This is a genomic window from Legionella longbeachae, assembly GCF_004283175.1.
Lineage (GTDB): Bacteria > Pseudomonadota > Gammaproteobacteria > Legionellales > Legionellaceae > Legionella > Legionella longbeachae.
The window spans coordinates 1-21,939 of sequence record NZ_RXNW01000019.1 but is presented as its reverse complement, the minus strand read 5'-3'; the positions used below and the strand labels follow the sequence as shown (position 1 = coordinate 21,939).

Genomic DNA, 21,939 nt, shown 5'->3' with positions numbered 1-21,939 from the left:
GCTATTTTGAAAAAAAAGCAAGTTAATTTTGGCAAGTATACAGAGATATAATCTCAGCAACAAGACGCGATGAAGATGGGTGTCATTACACTAGCGTGAAAAAATTAATGTAAAAATAGTACACATAATAAAGAAACGGAAACTTGAACTTCTTTTGAGTTGCAGATTGTAGGTTGGGAATAAAGATAAATAGATAGGGATTTCAAAAACAAAGTAATTGAATCGTTATTCAATATAATCTAAGTTTTAGAGGAGTTAGATCTATCGTGAATCAATATCGTATTTTAATCCAGGCACCTGATCGAGCCGGTCTTGTGTACAAAGCCGCCAAGATATTTTACGAACATGGGCTAAATATCATTTCTAACAATGAATTTGTAGATAATACAAATCATCAGTTTTTTATGCGTACCGTAGTGGCTGGTGAAATAGATGTATCACTTCTATACAACCAATTAATAGACCAAATGCCTCAAAATACCCTGGTTGTCATTAAACCTCCTCATAAAAAAAATATTGTCCTTATGGCTACAAAAGAAGCCCATGTTTTAGGTGACATTTTAATTCGTTATCAAGAAGGGCTTCTTGATGCCAATATTCTTGGTATTTTATCAAACCATAATGTTTTATTTCCATTATGTAGTCATTTTAATATTCCTTATTATCATATAAGTGCTGACAATCTCTCCAGAGAAGAACACGAAGCCCAAATTATCAGTATTCTGAACCAGTTTGATTCCATTGATTATATTGTGTTAGCTAAATACATGCGTATTCTGACACCCAATTTTACACAACAATATCAAGGAAAAATAATCAATATCCATCATTCATTCTTGCCCGCTTTTATAGGAGCCAATCCTTACAAACAGGCTTATGATCGGGGTGTCAAGATTATTGGAGCCACTGCCCATTTCGTCAATGAAAATCTGGATGAAGGGCCTATCATTGAGCAAGATGTAATTCATGTTGATCATGCTTATGACTGGCAAAGCATGCAACAATATGGCAGAGATGTTGAAAAAGTAGTTTTAGCTCGGGCCTTAAAGCTTGCTTTAGAAGATCGAATATTTGTGTATGGCAATAAAACCGTTATCTTTTAAATATAATGGAGATCCCCCCACAGTAGAGAATACACTGTATTAAGAAAAAAACGTGCTGCTCAATGTCCCACAGGTTGTTGGCGGGAGCCATTTGATGCAGACACAATAATCAATTAGAAATGGATTTCCACTTTCGCGAAAATGAAAAAAACTTAGGTCAATGGATCTACGCCTCAGCTAATAAATTCTAATCGCGATAAGATCATCAATTCTTGAAATTATCACGGGGCTAAGAACCCCAAATTTTTTTAATTACTCGAGAAATAGGCCCATTGATAAAACGTTTATTTGTTAGCCGGTTATTGGCGGTACGGTGATATTTGCTGATTCCCACATCATCAATCACATCCATAATGATATGTATACGATCCTCATTGCCATGGTTGTATGCTTTGTGTAAACAATTTACCGCAACAAGATAACAAAAACCGTCGGCTGGCATGTGAAAGGCACCTTCTTCAGTTTCGAATTTACACGCAGGATTCGTGATCACAGGAATATGCAACCGGACTTTATAGGAATTTTCCCATGTATCGCGATGCCAAATTGTAGTTCCGTGTGGCGAAATCCGTGTCCATCGAGCATGATGAGGTTGTAGTCCCAATTGGTAAATAGTATCGATAATCTCAGCGATGTATTCAGTACCTACTTGAGTAGGATTAATATGCATCTTTGGCCACGTATAACCTATTTCACGATTGGCTCTTTCATAATCAAATTTATATTCGCCACTAACCTGATCGACAATGTAGAAACGCTCTTCTGTTTGTTGAAAACCATCTCGATAATCACCACTTGTACTAAGAATACTCCAACCACCAAACATTTCATTTTGTTGGACGGGTTCCAGATGCTTGACGTATTTATTAAAATAATTTTGAATGCGCTCAATATCAAACTTGATGTTCAATTTTTCTGCAATCATTAGAATAATTCCTCTCGTTGAATACTACCAAGATATATTGAATTCTCATATCCAGTGAGCTCTTTTTGGGTGTTGTCACTTACTCAAGCTGATATTTTATGATTCACCTCTAAAAACATAACGATCTTATCTAATTATTTTACTAAATGTTTTACAGAATCGCTATTTTTGCAATATAAAATCAATTTTGCCTATAAATAGGAAGGTCAAAAAGCATGGCCAGGAAACGATGCTCAAATAGTCACTGAAAATAGGGACCATATGGATAAATTCGGCAGAGTTGACATGATTCGCCAAGGTAGCGAAAAGAAGGTAAGCTCAAGGAGCTTACCTCATATTTTGAGTGCTAGGGCGATGGAAGCCTCATAGGAACAATCGCAAAATTACTCGATTGAGAACCGCCTACACTATTAAAATCACCGCCTATGTAGACAGTGCTATCACTTAATGCAATTGCATAACCAATACCGGGTAAAAGAAGATTGGCAGTCCATGAAGTAGCGCTGCCAGTGCTATTCGTGTCAGCATTTAACGCAGCAATACCTGAACGACTTTTTGAACCAATATTGGAAAAGGCCCCCGCTGCATAAAGTGTATTATCACTTAATGCAAGCGCATAGACAGCATCATCAGCATCAGGATTCCAAGCTGTAACAATACCTTTACCACTCGTACTTACCGCTGCTATATAATTGCGATCATATTGAATCGTATTGTTGTTAGCATCAGCACCACTGATAGTAGTGAAGTCGCCGCCTAAGTACATTGTACTTCCATTCAAGGCAAGAGATCTCACGATATCATTCGCGTTGACACTCCAAGTAGAGTTAAGCGCGCCCGTTGTAAGACTTGCTGCCCCAATAAATTTTTGTTGTAAACTTGGGGTAAAATAAAATCCTCCAAAATAAACCTGATCACTGACGACGATACTGTAAATTTGTGCCCCGGAAAGATTTGCATTCCAGTTTTGTTGGGCACCACCATTCCCGCCTATATCAAGTGCTGCAATACCATTACGGGTGGCATTGTTAAGGGTGATTTTGCTGAAGAGTCCTCCTATATAAACAGCATTGGCACCAACCACAACAGAATTTACTGCGCCATCAGGATTCGGATGCCAAAAAGGATCTGCAACAGCATCGCTGGTACTCACACGTGTAATATAATAAATTACCGATTGATTAGGGGATGTACCAACAACATTGAATTCCCCACCTATATAAACTTGATTACCGCTTAGGAAAAGGGTCTTTACTGTACCATTAAGGTTTGGATTCCATGAGGTCACCTCACCGCTATCAGCACTAATAGCAGCAGCATGATTTCGAGTCACCGCAGCGAGGCTACTAAATTTGCCTCCTAAATAAACCGTACTGCCACTCATCGCCAAAGTATCCACACTTCGATCAGCATTCAGTTTCCAAGAGTTAGCTGTACCCGTGTTAATATCAAGTGCTGCAATATGATTACGATTTTGTCCCCCAATGGCGGTAAAGTCTCCTCCAGCGTAAATCATATTATCGCCTAATAAGAGACTATTGACAGACTCATCCGCATTTGGATTCCATGAATTGGCCAATCCACTTCTAATATCAATGGCTGCAATATGGTTACGGTTTTGTCCGCCTATAGAGGTAAACTCGCCGCCAGCATAAATCATATTAGCACCAAATATTAAGCTTTTTACCGGCTTATTCGCGTTCGGATTCCATGAAGTTGCCAACCCGCTATATGCATCAATTTCTGCAAGATGGTTACGATTTTGTTTCCCAATAACTGTAAAGTCTCCACCGACATAAACACCATGATCACCTAATAGAAGACTTGTTACTTTTCTGTCCGCATTGGGACTCCATGATCTTAGTTTAGCTGTATCCACATCCACAGTGGCTATATTTTTTCGCGGTTGTCCATTAATACTTGTAAAATCTCCTCCCAGATAAACACTACCCTCAGTAACCGCAAGTGCATAAACAGTTCCATCAACATTAGGGCTCCATGAAGTGGGATAGCCGGTATACGCATCCAGCGCTGCAATATGAAAACGTTCTTGCCCATTAATGCTCGTAAAGCGTCCACCCGCAAACAGTGTATTATTACTGAGCTTAAGAACATGTACAGCACCGTTTACTTTGGGCTCCCAGCTTAAATCCAGACTACCATCATGGAGTATATGGGCAAGATTATCACGTTCAACTCCACCTACCTGACTAAAATTACCGCCAATATACCAGCCACCAAAGCCATCCGATACCACAGAAAGCACAGGTCCATTGACAGAGGGATAAACTGTTTCGAATAAGCCCTTATGGATGTCTACTGGAACACCAAAACCCGTATTCGGCCCAACTTGTGTAAAGTCGCCACCTATGTAGATAATATTATTCACTTTATCCAGCACTGTCGCATAAACAATATCATTCGCTACATAAGGAACTGCCACACTCAAAGTTGCATTAACCGAATTGGTATTTGTTCCAGCAATCGTAATGGTTGTTGCTGAATGCACTTGCGCATTTGAAGTAAATTGCAAATAACAACTACTTTTAGAAGCAAGAGAAACACAGTTACTGGCATTTTGAGTCACATCAGCGGCTAGATCAGGAGGTAATGTTGCCTGAACATCTATTGCTGTTACTGAACCATTATTTGTTACCGTCAGATATCCCGTTGTATTTGGGGTCAGTAATAGCGGAGACCCTTTAACTGAAATTGTAGTACTTTGGATAAAACTGACGAAAATAGTTTGATTACTAGTCACATTAGTTAACTGACAGGTGGTATCTTTGCCGCACGCTGCGTAATCAGAGCCATTTACCTGCCACTTATTGACTACATAACCCGAGGACGGGGTTGCAGTGAACGTTATATTTCCACCAGAACTAACCTGAGTCTCGCCAGCTGGGTCAATGCTTCCATTAGCACCTGCACTCGAGGTGACGGTAAACGTTTGGATAAAATTGACAGTGAGTGTGTGATTAGCGGTCACATTAGTTAATTGGCACGTTGAATTCGTGCCGCACACTGCAGTAGAGCTATCTAATACCCAACCACTAACCGTATAACCAGTATCTGGATTTGCACTATATACCGAACTATTTGCTCCATAAGCAACTTGCTCGGGTGTATTTGGGTAAATTGCTCCATTCCCGCCGGAAATCGGGATAATCGTGAACTGTTCCAAGACAAAATTTACGGTAATCGTCTGATTAGAAGTAACGTTGGTTAATACGCATACTGTATCTGTACCGCACGCATCATAACGCACTCCATTTACCAGCCATTCACTGACGACATAGCCAGTAGTCGTCGCAGCCGCAGTGAAGGTTGCATCCTCGCCATATAGTACCTGGGTTGTGCCATCTGGTGTAATGGTTCCATTTGCTCCTGCATTTGAGGTAACCGTAAAGGTTTGTGACACAAAATTGACCGTAATCGTTTGATCTGAGGTGATGTTGGTTAATTGACATGTCGTACTTGTTCCACAAGCATCATAACGGGCTCCATTTACCTGCCATTCACTCACTTCGTAGCCTTGGTTAGGGCTCGCTGTAAAGGTATAGTTACCATCATAACTTACCTGTACCGGGCTAGATGGCATAATGCTTCCATTTTCTCCTGCCTGGGGTGTAACCGTAAACGTCTGCAGTGCAAAATTAACCGTAATTGTCTGATTAGAAGTAATGTTGGTTAATTCACAGGTCGTATACGTTCCGCACACATCATAACGGGCTCCATTTACCTGCCATTCACTGACTTCATAGCCAGTATTTGGAGTTGCCGTAAAGCTTGCATTCTCACCATAAACAACCGGGGTTGTGCCGTCTGGTGAAATGCTTCCATTGGCGCCCGCATTTGAGGTAACCGTAAACGTCTGCAGCGCAAAATTGACCGTAATCGTCTGATTAGAAGTAATGTTGGTTAATTCACAGGTTGTACTCGTTCCACACCCATCATAACGGGCTCCATTTACCTGCCATTCACTGACTTCGTAGCCAGTATTTGGAGTTGCCGTAAAGCTTGCACTCTCACCATAAACGACCTGGGTTATGCCGTCTGGTGTAATGCTTCCATTGGCGCCTGCATTTGAACTAACCGTAAACGTCTGCGATGCAAAATTGACCGTAATCGTCTGATTAGAAGTAATGTTGGTTAATTCACAGGTCGTGCTCGTTCCACACGCTGAATAAGTAGCTCCATTTACCAGCCATTCACTGACCTCATAACCAGTGCTCGGAGTTGCCGTAAAGCTTGCATTCTCACCATAAACTACCGTGGTGGTGCCGTTTGGTGTAATGCTTCCATTGGCGCCCGCATTTGAGGTAACTGTAAACGTCTGCGACGCAAAATTGACCGTAATCGTCTGATTAGAAGTGATGTTGGTTAATTCACAGGCCGTGCTCGATCCACACCCATCATAACGGGCTCCATTTACCTGCCATTCACTTACTTCGTAGCCTACGTTAGGACTCGCTGTAAAGGTGACACTTCCACCATAAGCTATCGTTTGAACTGAATCAGGGTCAATAGCTCCGTTTGTTCCTGCACTGGGCGTAACACTGAATGTCTGCTGCACAAAATTAACCACTATCGTATGAGCAGTGGTCACGTTAGTTAATTCACATACTTGATCTGCACCACACGAGTCATAAGAAACTCCATCTACCATCCAGTTGCTCACTACATAGCCTGTGCTTGGAGTTGCTGTGAAGCTTAGATTCGCACCATAAGCAACCTGGGTAGTTCCGTCTGGTGTAATGCTCCCATTTGCTCCCGCACTTGAGGTAACCGTAAACGTCTGCAGCGCAAAATTGACCGTAATCGTCTGATTAGAAGTAATGTTGGTTAATTCACAGGTTGTACTCGTTCCACACCCATCATAACGGGCTCCATTTACCTGCCATTCACTGACTTCGTAGCCAGTATTTGGAGTTGCCGTAAAGCTTGCACTCTCACCATAAACGACCTGGGTTATGCCGTCTGGTGTAATGCTTCCATTGGCGCCTGCATTTGAACTAACCGTAAACGTCTGCGATGCAAAATTGACCGTAATCGTCTGATTAGAAGTAATGTTGGTTAATTCACAGGTCGTGCTCGTTCCACACGCTGAATAAGTAGCTCCATTTACCAGCCATTCACTGACCTCATAACCAGTGCTCGGAGTTGCCGTAAAGCTTGCATTCTCACCATAAACTACCGTGGTGGTGCCGTTTGGTGTAATGCTTCCATTGGCGCCCGCATTTGAGGTAACTGTAAACGTCTGCGACGCAAAATTGACCGTAATCGTCTGATTAGAAGTGATGTTGGTTAATTCACAGGCCGTGCTCGTTCCACACCCATCATAACGGGCTCCATTTACCTGCCATTCACTTACTTCGTAGCCTACGTTAGGACTCGCTGTAAAGGTGACACTTCCACCATAGGCTATCGTTTGAACTGAATCAGGGTCAATAGCTCCATTTGTTCCTGCACTGGGCGTAACATTGAATGTCTGCTGCACAAAATTGACCACTATCGTATGAGCAGTGGTCACGTTAGTTAAATCACATACTTGATCTGCACCGCACGAGTCATAAGAAACTCCATCTACCATCCAGTTGCTCACTACATAGCCTGTGCTTGGAGTTGCCGTGAAGCTTACATTCTCGCCATAAGGTACCTGGGTCGCACCGGCCGGTGTAATGCTTCCATTTGCTCCTGCACTGGAGGTAACCGTAAGCGCCTGCTGGGCAAAATTTACCGTAATCGTATGATTGGAACTAATGTCAGTTAATTGACACGTCGTATTCGCTCCACAGGTTGGATAAGCGACGTTATCTACTAACCAGCCACTGACCTCATAGCCAGTATTTGGAGTCGCTGTAAATGAAATATTATCTCCAGAGTTTACAGTTTGTACTGTGTCTGGAGAAATACTCCCATTTTCTCCCGCACTCGGTGTAATCGTGAACGTTTGGATAAAACTGACTGCAATCGTATGATTGGCAGATATATTGCTTAATTCACAGGTTGTACTCGTACCACATGTTGGATAAGCAGAACCATCTACGGTCCAACCGCTAATAATAGAACCAGTGTCCGGGGTTGCAGTGAAAGTGATGCTATCCCCTGAGTTTACAGTTTGCACTGTGTTTGGAGAAATGCTTCCGTTTGCTCCCGCACTCGGAGTAATCGTGAAGGTTTCAACAAAACTAACTGCAATTGTATGATTAGCTTGTACATTGTTTAATTGACAGCTCGTATCCGTTCCACATGCCGGATAAGCAGTACCATCCACGGTCCAACCAGTGACTGTAAAGCCTGCATCTGGAGATGCAGTAAAAGTGGGGCTATCTGCACCAGCAGTTACGGCTTGTGGCGTGTTTGGCGAAATAGTCCCATTAGCGCCTGCACTGGGCGTAATAATGAACGTTTGATTAAAACTGACCGCAATCTCATGATCTGCAGTCACATTGGTTAATTGACACGTTGTATTGGTAGCACATGGAGCATAAGCTACTCCATCAACAGTCCATCCAGCCACATTGTAGCTTGCATCTGGAGTTGCTGTAAAAGTAATGTCATCTCCTGCGATTACGGTTTGGTCTGTGCCGGGTGATATAGTTCCATTTGCACCGGCACTTGGACTAACAGTAAATGTTTGAATAAAACTGACTGCTATTGATTGATCAGATTGTACATTGCTTAATTGGCACGATGCATTGGTACCACATGCTGCATAGGGTACACCATCTAATGTCCAACCACTAACAGCATAACCGGTGTTTGGAGTCGCAGTGAATGTGATGTTACTTCCATAAACTACAGTTGTTGGGTCGGAGGGTGAAATAGTCCCATTTGCTCCCGCACTCGGCGTAATCGTGAATGTCTCCTGAGTAAAGCGTACAGTAATTATATGATTGGCAGTTACATTGGTTAATTGACACGTTGTATTGGTGCCACACACATCATAGGGAACACCATCTACCCTCCAACCACTAACTACATAACCCGTATTCGGCGCCGCAGTGAATGTGGTGCTGTCTGCACCATAAACTACCGTTTGTAAGGTGCTGGGAGAAATAGTTCCATTTGCCCCACCTCTTGGCAGAATAAAAAACGTTTCTTGAGTAAAACTTACCTCAATCGTATGATCTGCAGTTACATCAGCCAATTGGCAGGTGGTATTCGTTCCACACTCAGCATAAGCAACATTATCGACTAACCAGCCACTAACCTTATAACCGGTATTCGGTATTGCAGTGAAGCTGATGTCGTTACCATAAGCTACCGTTTGAATGGTGTTGGGGTCAATGCTTCCATTTGCTCCTGCATTGGGGCTGATGCTAAAGGTTTGCTGAACAAAACTGACTGCAATTGTGTGATTGGCTTGCACATTGGTTAATTGGCAGGTTGTATTCGTACCACATGCTCCGTAAGAAACACCATCTACAGTCCATCCCTCCACATCATAGCCAGTATCCGGAGTCGCAGTGAATATTGGACTATCTGAATCATATGTTACGGTTTGGACTGTATCAGGTGAAATACTTCCGTTTGCACCTGAACTTGGGGCAATGCTAAACGTTTGCTGAGTAAAACTAACCGCGATCGTATGATCAGCGGTCACATTCGTTAATTGACACGAAGTACCTGTGCCACATGCTGCATAGGGTGCGCCATCTAATGTCCATCCACTAACAACATAACCTGTACTCGGAGTCGCAGTGAAGCTTATATTATCTCCATAATTTACCGATGTTGGGTCGGAGGGTGAAATAGTCCCATTTGTTCCCGCACTCGGCGTAATTGTGAATGTCTCCTGAGTAAAGCGTACTGTAATTATATGATTGGCAGTTACATTGGTTAATTGACACGTTGTATTGGTGCCACACACATCATAGGGAACACCATCTACCCTCCAACCACTCACCACGTAACCCGTATTCGGAATTGCAGTGAATGTCGTACTGTCTGCACCATAAACCACCGTTTGTAAGGTGCTGGGGGAAATAGCTCCATTTGCCCCGCCTCTTGGTAGAATAAAAAACGTCTTTTGAGTAAAACTGACCGCAATCGTATGATCTGCAGTCACATTAGATAGTTCACACGTAGTATTTGTACCACAGGTGTCATAAGGACTACCATCTACCGTCCAGCTACTCACCTCATAACCAGTACTCGGTGCTGCAGTAAAGCTAATGTCGTTACCATAAGCTACCGTTTGGATGGTGTCGGGGTTAATGCTTCCGTTTGCTCCCGAACTGGGGGTAATGCTAAAGGTTTGCTGAACAAAACTGACTGCAATTGTGTGGTTGGCTTGCACATCGGTTAATTGGCACGTTGTATTCGTACCACATGCTGCATAAGAGGTTCCATCCACAGTCCAACCACCCACAGCATAACCAGTATTTGGGCTCGCGGTGAACGTAATGTTATTTCCATAAGCTACGGTCTGAGTTGTATTGGGTGAAATGTTTCCGTTTGCCCCTGAGCTTGGTGTAATGCTGAATGTTTCCTGCGCAAAACTGACCGCAATCGCATGATCAGCGGTCACATTCGTTAATTGGCACATTGTATCTGTACCACATGCTGTATACGGGGCGCCATCTAATGTCCAACCACTAACAACATAACCAGTACTTGGAGCCGCTGTAAATATTGGACTATTCGCACCATAGGTTACAATTTGTTCTGTATCTGGTGAAATAGTCCCATTTGCCCCTGCACTTGGGCTGATGCTAAAGGTTTGCTGAGTGAAACTAACGGCAATTGTATGGTTAGCTTGGACGTTGGCTAATTGGCACGTAGTATCCGTACCACACGCCGCATAAGCAGCACCATCCAGGCTCCAACCTGCAACGATATACCCCGCATCTGGAGTAGCCGTGAAGGCGATGTCATCACCATAAACTACAGTCTGGATGGTATTGGGTGAAATAGTTCCGTTTGCCCCTGAGCTCGGCGTAATGCTGAATGTTTCCTGAGCAAAACTGACTGCAATCGCATGATTAGCAGTCACATTCGTTATTTGGCACGTCGTCTTGGTACTACATGCCGCGTACGGGGCACCATCTAATGTCCAGCCACTAACAACGTAACCGGTACTTGGAGTCGCTGTAAATATTGGACTATTCCCACCATAGGCTACAATTTGCTTTGTATCAGGTGAAATAGTTCCGTTTGTTCCTGCGCTCGGCGTAATCGTGAATCTTTGTTTCACAAAACTGACAGCTATCAGATGGCTGGTGGTCACATTCTTTAATTGACATGTTGGACTTGCACCACATGCAGGATAGGGAACACCATCTACTCTCCAACCCTTCACTATATAACCCGTATCGGGTATTCCGGTGAAGGTAATGTCGCCTCCATAAGCTACAGGTTGTAATGTGTTTGGCGAAATACTGCCATGCGCCCCACCCCTTGGCCTAACAATTAAGATCTTCTTGGTAAAATTGACTGCAATCGTATGATCAGCAGACACATTGGTTAATTGGCATGTTGTACTTCTATGGCAGGCTGTATAAGGAGCGCCGTCTACAGTCCAGCCACTGACTGTATAACCTGTGCTCGGAGTAGCAAGAAATGTAATATTATCACCATAAATTACTGTTTGTGGGCTATTGGGTGAAATAGTCCCATTTGCTCCCGCGCTTGGGGTAATTGTATAAATACCGGGTGTCACTGGATTTGATGGACTTGATAAAGGGCCTGTTCCTATCACATTAGTAGCAGAGACTCTGAAAGTGTAAGTTGTTCCATTGGTTAATCCCTGAACCGTACACGTTAATCCTGATGTTTTGCATGTATAGCCCTGGGGATTGGAAACCACCGTATATGAAATTATGGGAGAACCCCCATTATCACTTGGCGCTACCCAGCTCACCGATGCAGAAGCAACCCCTGCCACCGCAGTTACTTGAGTAGGTGCTCCTGGTATAGTTGCTGTCTTAATATTCAGTTCATTGCCTTGGCTTGGACGATAGCATTGATTAGGATTGGGGGATCCATTAGATTTGGCCTGGCAAAGAGCGGGGCCACCTGAAATACCAGAAGGAGGGACAAGACTTCCATTGACGATCAAAGTGAGCGTACAGGTACCCTTAGGTGCCAATTGACACGGTTGAACCTGGCTTATTCCTCGTTGAGGCAACATCACCAGGGTGTGCTTTCTACTTGATTGGTTTGTTACTGTATATTTAACCGTGGCACTACCCATTTTATCCACTGTCACAGTCGGTGGGAAGCCTGCAACAGGTGCAAATGTCCATACAGGGTTTCCTGCATGAGCCATGGCCATGACTAAAAAAACGGACAATGTGATGAATAACTGAGCAATTCGTAATCTTTGCATTCTGGCATCCTTACGCAACACAACTAAGGTTAAATATCAATATAGAGGTATAGGAGTAATGAGATTTAGGAGTGAATTAGTTATAGCAGCTACATCCAATCTAGATTGCCTCTGCAATAATTGTGACATGATCTTTTTTATTTCCTAAAAAAATTTCAGTCATTAGCATACAGAGAGCAAAGCAAAAGTTGATATACAACTTACAAATTGACAGCTTTTCCCAGTCTAATCCGGGTTACAAATCCTTATTACTTCTGTCATGTTAGAAACAGGTTGATCCTAATTTAGAGTTAGAATATTTGCCCGGGATTTCCAACAAAAATAGTGCCTCACTTTAATTAGGGCGACATCATATGTTTCTTATTATTAAATGTAAATAGAGAACTTTGTCTCTTACAAAAAACTTGAAAAAACCATGATTAAAGTATTATCAAAATAGATATTTGTCACCAATCTTGATCAATAAATTCAATATACTTCAATTAAGATAGAATAATTTTTTCATTCGGTGGTACATTGAAAAAAGAACAAATCTAATCTTAATTATCTTTGGAGATAGAACATGTTTTCAAAACAAATTTTTGTTGTAACAGGTGGCTCCACAGGAATTGGCCAGGCTACGGCGGCTCTTTTAGCAGAGAAAGGGGCTCAAGTTTATAATTTGGACATAAATAAGCCCACGCATAGCCATTCTTTAATTCATTATGTTCCTTGTGATATATCCGTATTCCCAGAAGTAGAAAAAGCATTCCAGAATATTATTTCCCGTGAAAATAAAATCGATTTATTATTTGCAAATGCAGGTATCCATTTATTTGCAAATTTAGAAGATACTTCAGTTGAAGATTTGGATAGGGTCATCAATATCAATTTGAAAGGAATTTATTACGCCCTTAAATGTACAATTCCGGTTATGAAAAGGCAAAATAGTGGTGCTATTGTTTTAACTGGCTCGGATCAGTCTCTTATTGGTAAAGGAGAAAGCTCGATCTATGGAGCAACCAAAGCTGCTATAGCTCAATTGACTAAAAGCACAGCTATTGATTATGCAAAATATAATATTAGAATCAATTGCATATGCCCAGGAACCATTGAAACACCCTTATACCACACTGCTGTCAGTGCTTACTCATCTAAATCGGGGATTCCCAGGGAAAAAATTTATGAATCATTAAAATTAGCACAACCTATCTCGCGGGTGGGTACGGCAACAGAAGTTGCCAATCTGGTGGAATTTTTACTGTCAGAAAAGTCCTCATTTATTACAGGCTCATTATTCAGTATTGATGGTGGTTTTGTAGCCCAGTAAAAACCGTAACTTCCATTTAAACATCTTCTAAATTCCCTATAAATAATTAGGGAATTTCTCCACTCAGTGGTAATTTATACCAATAGCCTCATTGAAGATCTCATTTAGGCCACTGCCATTACCTTACTCGTATCCCATAAAACTAATAAAATCGTTCTTAATAAATTCTTAATCTCATTACATTACACTTATGCACAATTATTGTTCTTTTTGATTTATTTTAATCGAGAGATTTGCATGAAAAGAAAACATGAGTTAAGCAAGTATGAACAACACTATTACAAAGAAATCAGCAAAAAAATTGTTCTTATAAAAAACGAAGATGAGCAAAGAAAAATCGATAGGTATATGGAAAAACATACGACTAACCCTCCTCGAACAACGCGTGAATCAGGTTATTCAGCTTATTTGTTTAAGGGAAAAAAAATTGATGTAAATTCGTCAATGGTCAAAAAACGAAAAATAGATAAAGATCATCTTCTGATTACGAGACTCAATAAAGCACCTACCTTACCCATCTCTTGTTTGGCCTCAACAGAACATGTAATCGCGATGCAGGATGGGGTTGACGATTTCGAATCAGAACTTGAACCCAAAACAAAACAGAACGTGATGTATCTGATCCAATTAAAGTGCCATGCTAAAAAAATGAATGTCCAACGCGAAAAAAAGGCACTCTTATATCTTTTGCATGAATATGATGACACATTAAGTAAGAACAATGTCAGTATTCTTTATAATAAAGAGAAAGCTGTATTTGAAATTAAAGTAAGCACCCAAGTTGCTGATATTCAATTACTGGTTCGTGCTTTGACCAGCAAAAAAAAATTCAACATCATTAATTGTGATTTTGAAGATATAGGTTTAAATCAGGGTGTTTGCCTGGTTAAAAAAGATGCCTCCAATCCAATTCACGCCTTGGTCAATATTGCAAATTCAGAATCTGAAAAGGGATTTCTTGAGCGTGATGCGGGTACAACAACAGGGCTATATACAGCGAGTTACCAAGATCGAAATTGGACATTTAATTTCTTTTCCAGTCTGGAACATATGCGAGAAAAAACGGAGTATCCTAAAGATTCTTTTGCGATAAAACTTTTTAATGCCAATTAAATGCTGAGACACCTTTTCCCTGGTTTGTGCGGAAAGGTGAGCATTGTCATTCCATTATTTTTCTTTAGAAATTCGACTGCACGATACTATCGTTTAGATGATTTTTAATTTGACTCCACTGTTCAAAGAGCTGCTGTTGTAGGAGTGGAATACTCTGAATTTCTAACTCTTTGGCATTTTCTTTGGTATAAAGAATATTCAATACCAATAAATCGTTATGATTGGCAAACGCTTTATCTATTGATGCACTATTTCTTTTTGCATCATCAACAAAAATAATAGTTTTAATCTCTGTTTTTATTTTGGATAATGCACACAGTAATGCCTGTCCTTTATCTTCTCCATCAAGAAACATAATACCTCGTTGATAAATAACCTCTTTACTGAATTGCGGACAATGAAAACTATCGGCGATTGATGTTTTATTGTTTTTAAATTTCAGTCCTTTTTCTTGAAACAATAATTTATCACCAACTGTAAAATTATTGTCCCTAAGTTGCATCATTGTTGCACTTAAATGTTCTTTGCCACGAGCAGTTAATCCCATAATAATTGTACCTTGAGCTGTGGCATTATTAAGGAAAGGCAATACGTATTTATCAGTAACCTCCATTTTGATTAATTGAAACAAGATATTTTGGATACGTACCAATTGTTGGTAATCAGCAGTAAATAATTTTTCAGGATCCTTTCCGGTTTTTTGTAATTCCGATTGCCAATCCCACCACCCCACACTGCCTAATGGTTGCGTCATGGTAATTAAAGTGTCATCTAAATCAAAAACCAGTAAGGTTGATCGAGGCTCACTTCGTACCCCCTCATATAAATTTGCAATGTCTGCAAAACTATCCATCTCATAATCAATCACCTTGGCACATATAGGGTTAATAAATAATGAACAAATTAAAAATAAAATAAACTGCATTATCGCTCCTTGAAGTTGTAGATCAGGAGTTAATGGTATAGATTAGCCAATTAATTGATTAGATAGAAAAATCAAAACATATTGTTCACTATGATAAACAATCAATTGAATCTAAACGATTTAGCAATTTTTGCTTTGGTAGTAAAAAATCAAAGTTTTACCCAAGCAGCACTTGAAGCCGGTATCTCTAAAGCCTGGGTCAGTCAAAAAATATCACAACTGGAAAGTGTTCTTGGTATTAAGCTATTCAAAAGAACGACCAGATCCTTAAGTCTCACGATTGGTGGGAAAATTTTATTTGAACATTGTCAAATCATGTTGCAAGAAGTTGCGAATGCAGAAAATCATTTGCGTGAGTACGCAAAAACCCCTTCTGGAAAACTAGTAATTACTTGTCCTGAGATCACTGGCTTAGAATTATTGCCTACTTTATTAAGTGAGTTTAACTCACTTTATCCTCAAATAAGAACTCGTCTAATAATTACGGATCAGCTCATGGATTTGACCCAACAAGGAATTGATTTTGCCTTCCGAACTGGTAAGCTCGCTGATTCAACGCTTGTATCTCGTTACATCGGTAAAGTATCTCGTTGTCTCGTTGCTTCTCCTGCATACTTATCCAGCCATAATTCGCTGCCTTATTTATGTTGGTATAACTAATAGCCAATTTTACCGATTCTTCTTTGAATTCCTTAGTGTATTTTCTTAATTGCCTTACCATGCTTAACACCTCTTCGTTAGTTCATATATTTTAACAAATTAGTGTCCATTTTTTCGCGGTAAGATTAGCGATATAGTCTGTAATTATTTTACAATTATGAATGTAGGCTCAATTAAAGCCATGGATCTACTTGTTGATAATTTCAAAAACTCCAATAGTCATGAGTTTGATTACAGTAAAATGGAAAATTTATCTAAAACTCATATTCTCTCCTTAGTAACCTTTGTCGAAGTATTAAAATTTATTTTTCTGAATATTGTTCCCTATAATATTTTTAAAAAATCTGAAGAAAAAAATCTGCGCACCGAGGAAAATGGGATTAATCGGGGGTTATTTAAAGAAAAAATGGATTCATTAGAAAATGGGGCATATATTAAATTTGTTGCATATGAAACAAACTGGGCCCTCCCTTTAACTGGCCATTCGATGCTTATTAATAAAATAGAGCCTGACAAGTATTTATTTTTTAATCCTGATGCGAATTACCCCGAATGTAGATTTCTCAATGGCACCCAACTGTGTGAAAAAGTGGATGATATAGCTAAGGCTTCTGAAAGAGTAACTTTTATAGATAACATGAAATTTATACAGAGGGTAGAAGACACATTATTTGCAGCCCCAACAAAGAAAAAAAGTGAATCCTGTGATTTAACTTCACCGCCTAGAGTACCTATATTTGGCAAAGGTTTATTAAGTAACAAGCTTAATTGTTTATCGCCAGGAACCATGATTCAATTTGATGATTTTGAAACGAAAAATGGACTTAAGTTGTCAGGACATACTTTGCTTATCCATAAGCTAAGGCATAATGATTTCATGTTTTATAATACGGAGGCACAACCAGAATGTATATTTTGCACTAGTGAACAACTTATTGAGGAAATAGAAAAGCTTGCTTCTTCTCAAGGTAATGTGCTTATCAATTGCGAAAAGTTACTCCAAAAAATAGACGATGCATTCATAGAGAAAACTAAAAGCTTAAAATTAGCGCTTCAGGACACAATTTTGCCCGCTTTAAGCGAAGAACCATTATCCCCTACTTCCCTCTAAGGAATTACCTGCCTGGATTGACGCCCCTATAAAATAATAAAAAAATTTAGGTGGGTGTCAGATACTTTTCGGTAAAATATTCAAATAATTTTTGAATATTTTTAGGTGTAAAGGTAATAGCGATTTCATTTTCATTGGTAACTCTGTATTTTGCTATATCCGTTATTGATAACATTTTGTTTATGACATTCATCCCCTGAGGATCATTTGACACAAATTTTATAATTAATTTTTCTTTATCCCCCGATGTAGCTAGACTAAAATCAAGGCTCTCAATGCCAATTTTTTTAATTCAATCCTAATTGATTCATCGTTTACTACAAGATTAAGTGAATCAATTTTATCTTGAAAATATTGCTTATTGATTGAGGGTATAAAATATTGCTTCAAGTAATGTTCCAGTTAAAAAAAACTTAACTCATTCCTTTAATCTATTGGTGAGTACTTTGTGTACTGTCTAACCATGAATGTAAAACCTCCGCATACAACTTTGGCTGTTCTAGATGAGGATTATGTGACGCGCCCTGGATAATCGCCAATTGCGCACTACTCATCAATTCCGCATATTTTTTGCATGTGGTGGGTGAAATAAAATCATACCCTCCAACTGTAATCAAGGTGTTTACCTTAAAATATGATAATGAGGATAATCGTTCATAATTGTTTAAAACTCCGGTCACCAGGAAATCATTACATCCCCACATGTGATTGCGTAACTGTGTATTGCCAAACAACATCATCTTTCTTCGACCAAAACTATCCGACAATGGACCATAGAGCAAAGCCCCAAGAAAATAGCCTAAAAAATTATAGGTAATTGTCGCTTGAATAACACTTTCAGAAACATTAAAAAAACTGCGCAATCTGAGGAAATCCAGGCACGGAAATGTCCACTTCAGCACAAGTACTGATTAACGACAGCAAAAATAACCATGGTAAAAATCGGTTTTACATTATTACTCCTTCAAAATGATGGTTCTATAAGGATACTTACCCAATATAATGCTGAGCAAAATCTACATAACATCCTTTATAATCACGAACACCTGTTTGCGGGTCGAAATATAAGATTCTCGTTGCAATTTTGTCAACAAAATGTCGATTGTGGCTGACAAAAACAACCGTTCCACTATAATGAACCAAAGCCTGCGCCAAAGCCTCTATGGTTTCCAAATCCATGTGGTTCGTTGGCTCATCAAGAATTAATAAATTGGGTGATTCCAAAATAGTCTTAGCCAATAAGAGCCGAGCAGCCTCACCTCCACTGAGTGATAAAATATCCTTATCTACATCTTCTTTCACAAACAACATTTGACCAAGTGCCCTACGTATCTGCTGCTCGGTCACACCGCTCACTACGTCAGATAACCAATGAAAGACACTCACATGCCGGTTGAGTAGTTCATGGTGATCTTGAGAAAAATAACTCATACGTACTTCATGACCTAAAATAACCTGGCCTTCATCACTCTGTACCATTCCTGTCAAGATTTTAATTAAGGTAGATTTCCCAATTCCATTAACACCCATAATTGCTACTTTTTCACCGCGGTCTACTTTAAAATCAAGATGCTTGAATAAGGTCTTATTTTTGTAAGATTTACTCAAATTTTCTGCTTTAATTACATGTTTTCCAGATATTTTTTTAGGTGCAAAATGAAAATGCGGTGCAACCCTGGAAGAGTGCTTCACATCAGGAATTTCAATTTTTTCAATCATCTTCATGCGCGAGCGTGCTTGCCCTGCTTTAGAAGCTTTAGCTTTATATTTATCTACAAATTTTTGCATCTCTGCAATCTTGGCTTCAGCACTCTTTTTTTCAAGATTTTTTTGCTCTTCCAACTGATTTTTTTCCGCCAGGAATCGCGCATAATTGCCGCGGTATTGCCTTATTTCACCGTAATCAAGATCCAAAATATAATCCGCTAAATTATCAATAAATTCCATATCATGAGAAATAAAGATAACTAATCCTTGATATTCATTTTTTAAATACTTCTCTAACCAACGAATGGATAAAATATCCAAATGGTTTGTTGGCTCATCGAGTAATAAAATGGAACGATGTTGAAATAAAGTTTGTGCTAATAAAACACGCAATTTATAACCACCTGACAATGCCTTAAGTGGCTTTTGCAGATAATCTTTGGCAATCCCTAAACCTAATAAAATGGTTTCAACCTCTGCTTCCGCCGAATATCCATTATAATGCGCGATAATCTCTTCCAAAGCTGCAAAACGAAAGCCTTTATCATCATCCCATGTATCACTTGCCATTAAGGTTTCACGTTCCGACAATGCCTGCCATAATTTTGGCTTTCCTTGTAAGACAATATCCTTAATTAAAGTATCTTCATAACGAAATTGATCCTGCTTCAACCAGCCAATTGTGGCATCCTTGGGCATCATAATTTCCCCGGACGTCAACTCCTCCTCTCCAGTAATCAGCCGAAAAAAAGTTGATTTTCCGCAACCATTTGCGCCCACCAATGCATAGCTAAGTCCTGAATTTAAATTCAGGCTTACATCATAAAAAAGAAGACGTTGGCCATAAGCCATACCCAATTGATTTAATGCAATCATGCCTCAACCTCAACCAATAATTCCCGGCTATAGTATCTTTGTTTGAGCTCAAATACGAGAGCATCTGCAATCACTTGTACATGAGGTGCTGCATTCATCGTAATATGCGTACCTGGGACCAAAATAGATTTAAAAGATCCATGAATCAGTTTCTGCCAATGCGTTTCCTTATCAGAAGGAAAATCATCGATAATCTCAGTATGGGCAAAAAAGAGTACTCTACCAGGATAAGGCTCTGGCTGATACTGATGCAAAAGCTGTCCATGTGCTTGCCAAGTATGTAAAAATAGCGGTAAAAACTCTGTGGATAATAATTCTTTTAACTCTGAGTCTTTGGCTCGATTCGCAATGAGCTCTATTTTCTGCTCCAATGTTTTTTGTGCCTCTAACTCTGCAATTGAAATCTGTAAATTACCTAATCCATGTTGCATCAGATAAATAAGAATCTCTTCTGGGTTCATCAACTTAGGTAAATTGGTATAAGCCGGGGTATCAATAAGTACTACTAGTGGTATTGATTGTCCTGATTGAGCCAATTGTATTGCCATTTCGAATGCTACTGCACCACCAAACGATGAGCCACCTAAAATATACGGGGGTTGTAACCCCAATTGCTGCAGATGATGCAGATACGAAGCTGCCATAGATTCAATGCTGGCAAAGGATGCCCCCATCCAATAATGGCGAGCGTAGGGCATACACGGCCTAGTTTTCAGGGAGTGCTTTGGCAAGATCACGATAAAAATAAACATCGCCACCGATTGGATGAATGAGCACTAATGGAATCTTTTTTTGATGTGCGTTTCCGGCTTTAGTTAAAACCACAGGCGAATGTGCTTTATCAGTTTTTTCTTGTTCTTTTTCGATTAATGCCAATAAACCGTCAATAGTAATTCGATTTAAGGACATTAACTCCAGATGCACCCCTAATTGTCGTTGCAATTGCGCATTCAATTGCACTGCAACGAGTGAATCCCCTCCTAAATCAAAAAAATCCTCATTATTTGTAAACGACTCAATGCCCAATAACGATGTCCATAGATTCCGTAATACAGAGATCATAAGATCGCGATCAGAAACAATAACCCCATTTGCGTGAGTTGGTGGTCTGGCAACTACGGCTTTTTTTCGCGCGGGTAACCAATATTCCGTTTTGGCAAAAGGATAAAGTTAAGGCTGTTGGCGCTCTTTTTTGGCCTCTGCGGGTGCTTCTTCAAGAATCAAATGGGCATTAGTGCCACCAATGCCAAAAGAACTCACCCCGGCACGCCGTGGAAAATCATCTTGAATCCAAGGTTTTAATACTGTATTGACACAAAAAGGGCTGGCAGCAAAATTGATTTTGCTGTTCGCAGATTGATAATGCAGCGTTGGAACCAACTGCTTATGATAGAGACACAAAACCGTTTTTATTAATTCGGCAATACCTGCTGCCACATCTAAATGCCCTATATTTCACAAGTTTCGCACTTAGCTCATGCGGCTTGAAGCATTAAGATCTTGATGTGCTCCTGAATAGCATTTTTAATAACACTCCAGTTTTGTTGATACAGTGTAATTTTTTGTGAGGTACGCAGTTTGTGTTGTTCAAACCAAGCTGCAATAGCAAGAAAGATATGATTTCTTTGCGCTCGACCTGTGCATGCCTGACAACGCTCTATTCCACATGTTTGTTTCACTTCTCGATGATAGACCTCGACTGACCAACGTGCGTCCGTAAGGTGTTGCACCTGCTCACGTGTTGGGTTTTCCATGTTTGTCGTCACGTAATCAATGCGGCCATTTTTTGCCACAAACTTGAATACAAAAACCCAACCATACCCACGTAAATGAACCGAAAGTCCTTCTTCGGGAATATCTAACGTTTCTAATCG

14 protein-coding genes are annotated in these 21,939 nt (G+C 40.1%); 5 read left to right on the top strand and 9 right to left on the bottom strand.

Annotated features, from left to right (window positions below):
* The first annotated feature begins 266 nt into the window (after positions 1–266).
* Positions 267–1,103, top strand: coding sequence for a formyltetrahydrofolate deformylase (gene purU / locus EKG34_RS16290; RefSeq protein ID WP_003634868.1), 837 nt, complete (start codon positions 267–269; stop codon positions 1,101–1,103).
* A 229-nt stretch (positions 1,104–1,332) separates the two neighbouring features.
* On the opposite strand, the gene EKG34_RS16285 is transcribed toward purU, so the two are convergent.
* Both EKG34_RS16285 and EKG34_RS16280 read right to left on the bottom strand, forming a co-directional pair.
* Positions 1,333–2,028 carry an aspartyl/asparaginyl beta-hydroxylase domain-containing protein gene (locus tag EKG34_RS16285; protein ID WP_003634867.1) on the bottom strand — a complete coding sequence of 232 codons (696 nt, stop codon included), beginning with the start codon at positions 2,026–2,028 and terminating at the stop codon, positions 1,333–1,335.
* 346 nt (positions 2,029–2,374) lie between these two features.
* Positions 2,375–12,364 carry an InlB B-repeat-containing protein gene (locus EKG34_RS16280; RefSeq protein ID WP_012979459.1) on the bottom strand — a complete coding sequence of 3,330 codons (9,990 nt, stop codon included), beginning with the start codon at positions 12,362–12,364 and terminating at the stop codon, positions 2,375–2,377.
* Between the two features lie 562 nt (positions 12,365–12,926).
* On the opposite strand from EKG34_RS16280, the gene EKG34_RS16275 reads away from it, so the two are divergent.
* Positions 12,927–13,673 (top strand): SDR family NAD(P)-dependent oxidoreductase, encoded by a 747-nt coding sequence (locus tag EKG34_RS16275; RefSeq protein ID WP_004450504.1) that lies wholly within the window; start codon positions 12,927–12,929, stop codon positions 13,671–13,673.
* Between the two features lie 237 nt (positions 13,674–13,910).
* Complete coding sequence (locus tag EKG34_RS16270) at positions 13,911–14,786, top strand: hypothetical protein (protein WP_004450505.1); 876 nt, start codon at positions 13,911–13,913, stop codon at positions 14,784–14,786.
* 64 nt (positions 14,787–14,850) lie between these two features.
* Here the strand turns inward: EKG34_RS16270 and EKG34_RS16265 are convergent, their stop codons facing one another.
* Positions 14,851–15,711 (bottom strand): DUF2608 domain-containing protein, encoded by an 861-nt coding sequence (locus EKG34_RS16265; protein ID WP_004450506.1) that lies wholly within the window; start codon positions 15,709–15,711, stop codon positions 14,851–14,853.
* Positions 15,712–15,801: 90 nt separating this feature from the next.
* Between EKG34_RS16265 and EKG34_RS16260 the strand changes: the two genes are divergently transcribed.
* Positions 15,802–16,371 (top strand): LysR family transcriptional regulator, encoded by a 570-nt coding sequence (locus tag EKG34_RS16260; RefSeq protein ID WP_004450507.1) that lies wholly within the window; start codon positions 15,802–15,804, stop codon positions 16,369–16,371.
* A gap of 181 nt (positions 16,372–16,552) precedes the next feature.
* Positions 16,553–17,482, top strand: a complete 930-nt coding sequence (locus tag EKG34_RS16255) for a hypothetical protein (protein ID WP_012979460.1) — start codon at positions 16,553–16,555, stop codon at positions 17,480–17,482.
* 431 nt (positions 17,483–17,913) lie between these two features.
* Here EKG34_RS16255 and EKG34_RS16250 read toward each other — a convergent pair whose 3' ends face one another.
* From EKG34_RS16250 to EKG34_RS16225, 6 genes are all read right to left on the bottom strand, one after another.
* The gene (locus EKG34_RS16250) at positions 17,914–18,345 is read right to left on the bottom strand and encodes an alpha/beta fold hydrolase (RefSeq protein WP_004450511.1); all 432 of its coding nucleotides are present in this window, start codon (positions 18,343–18,345) and stop codon (positions 17,914–17,916) included.
* 127 nt (positions 18,346–18,472) lie between these two features.
* The gene (locus EKG34_RS16245) at positions 18,473–20,065 is read right to left on the bottom strand and encodes an ABC-F family ATP-binding cassette domain-containing protein (RefSeq protein ID WP_004450513.1); all 1,593 of its coding nucleotides are present in this window, start codon (positions 20,063–20,065) and stop codon (positions 18,473–18,475) included.
* Positions 20,062–20,763 (bottom strand): thioesterase domain-containing protein, encoded by a 702-nt coding sequence (locus EKG34_RS16240; RefSeq protein ID WP_004450515.1) that lies wholly within the window; start codon positions 20,761–20,763, stop codon positions 20,062–20,064. Before EKG34_RS16240 ends, EKG34_RS16245 begins: the two co-directional genes overlap by 4 nt.
* Before the next feature lie 7 nt (positions 20,764–20,770).
* On the bottom strand, positions 20,771–21,127 hold the full coding sequence (locus EKG34_RS16235; protein ID WP_080619944.1) for a phosphopantetheine-binding protein: 357 nt from the start codon (positions 21,125–21,127) through the stop codon (positions 20,771–20,773).
* A gap of 108 nt (positions 21,128–21,235) precedes the next feature.
* Positions 21,236–21,502, bottom strand: coding sequence for a ketoacyl-synthetase C-terminal extension domain-containing protein (locus EKG34_RS16230; RefSeq protein ID WP_004450519.1), 267 nt, complete (start codon positions 21,500–21,502; stop codon positions 21,236–21,238).
* A gap of 38 nt (positions 21,503–21,540) precedes the next feature.
* Positions 21,541–21,939: transposase (locus EKG34_RS16225; protein WP_165391553.1), on the bottom strand; the 399-nt coding region annotated here is incomplete at its 5' end.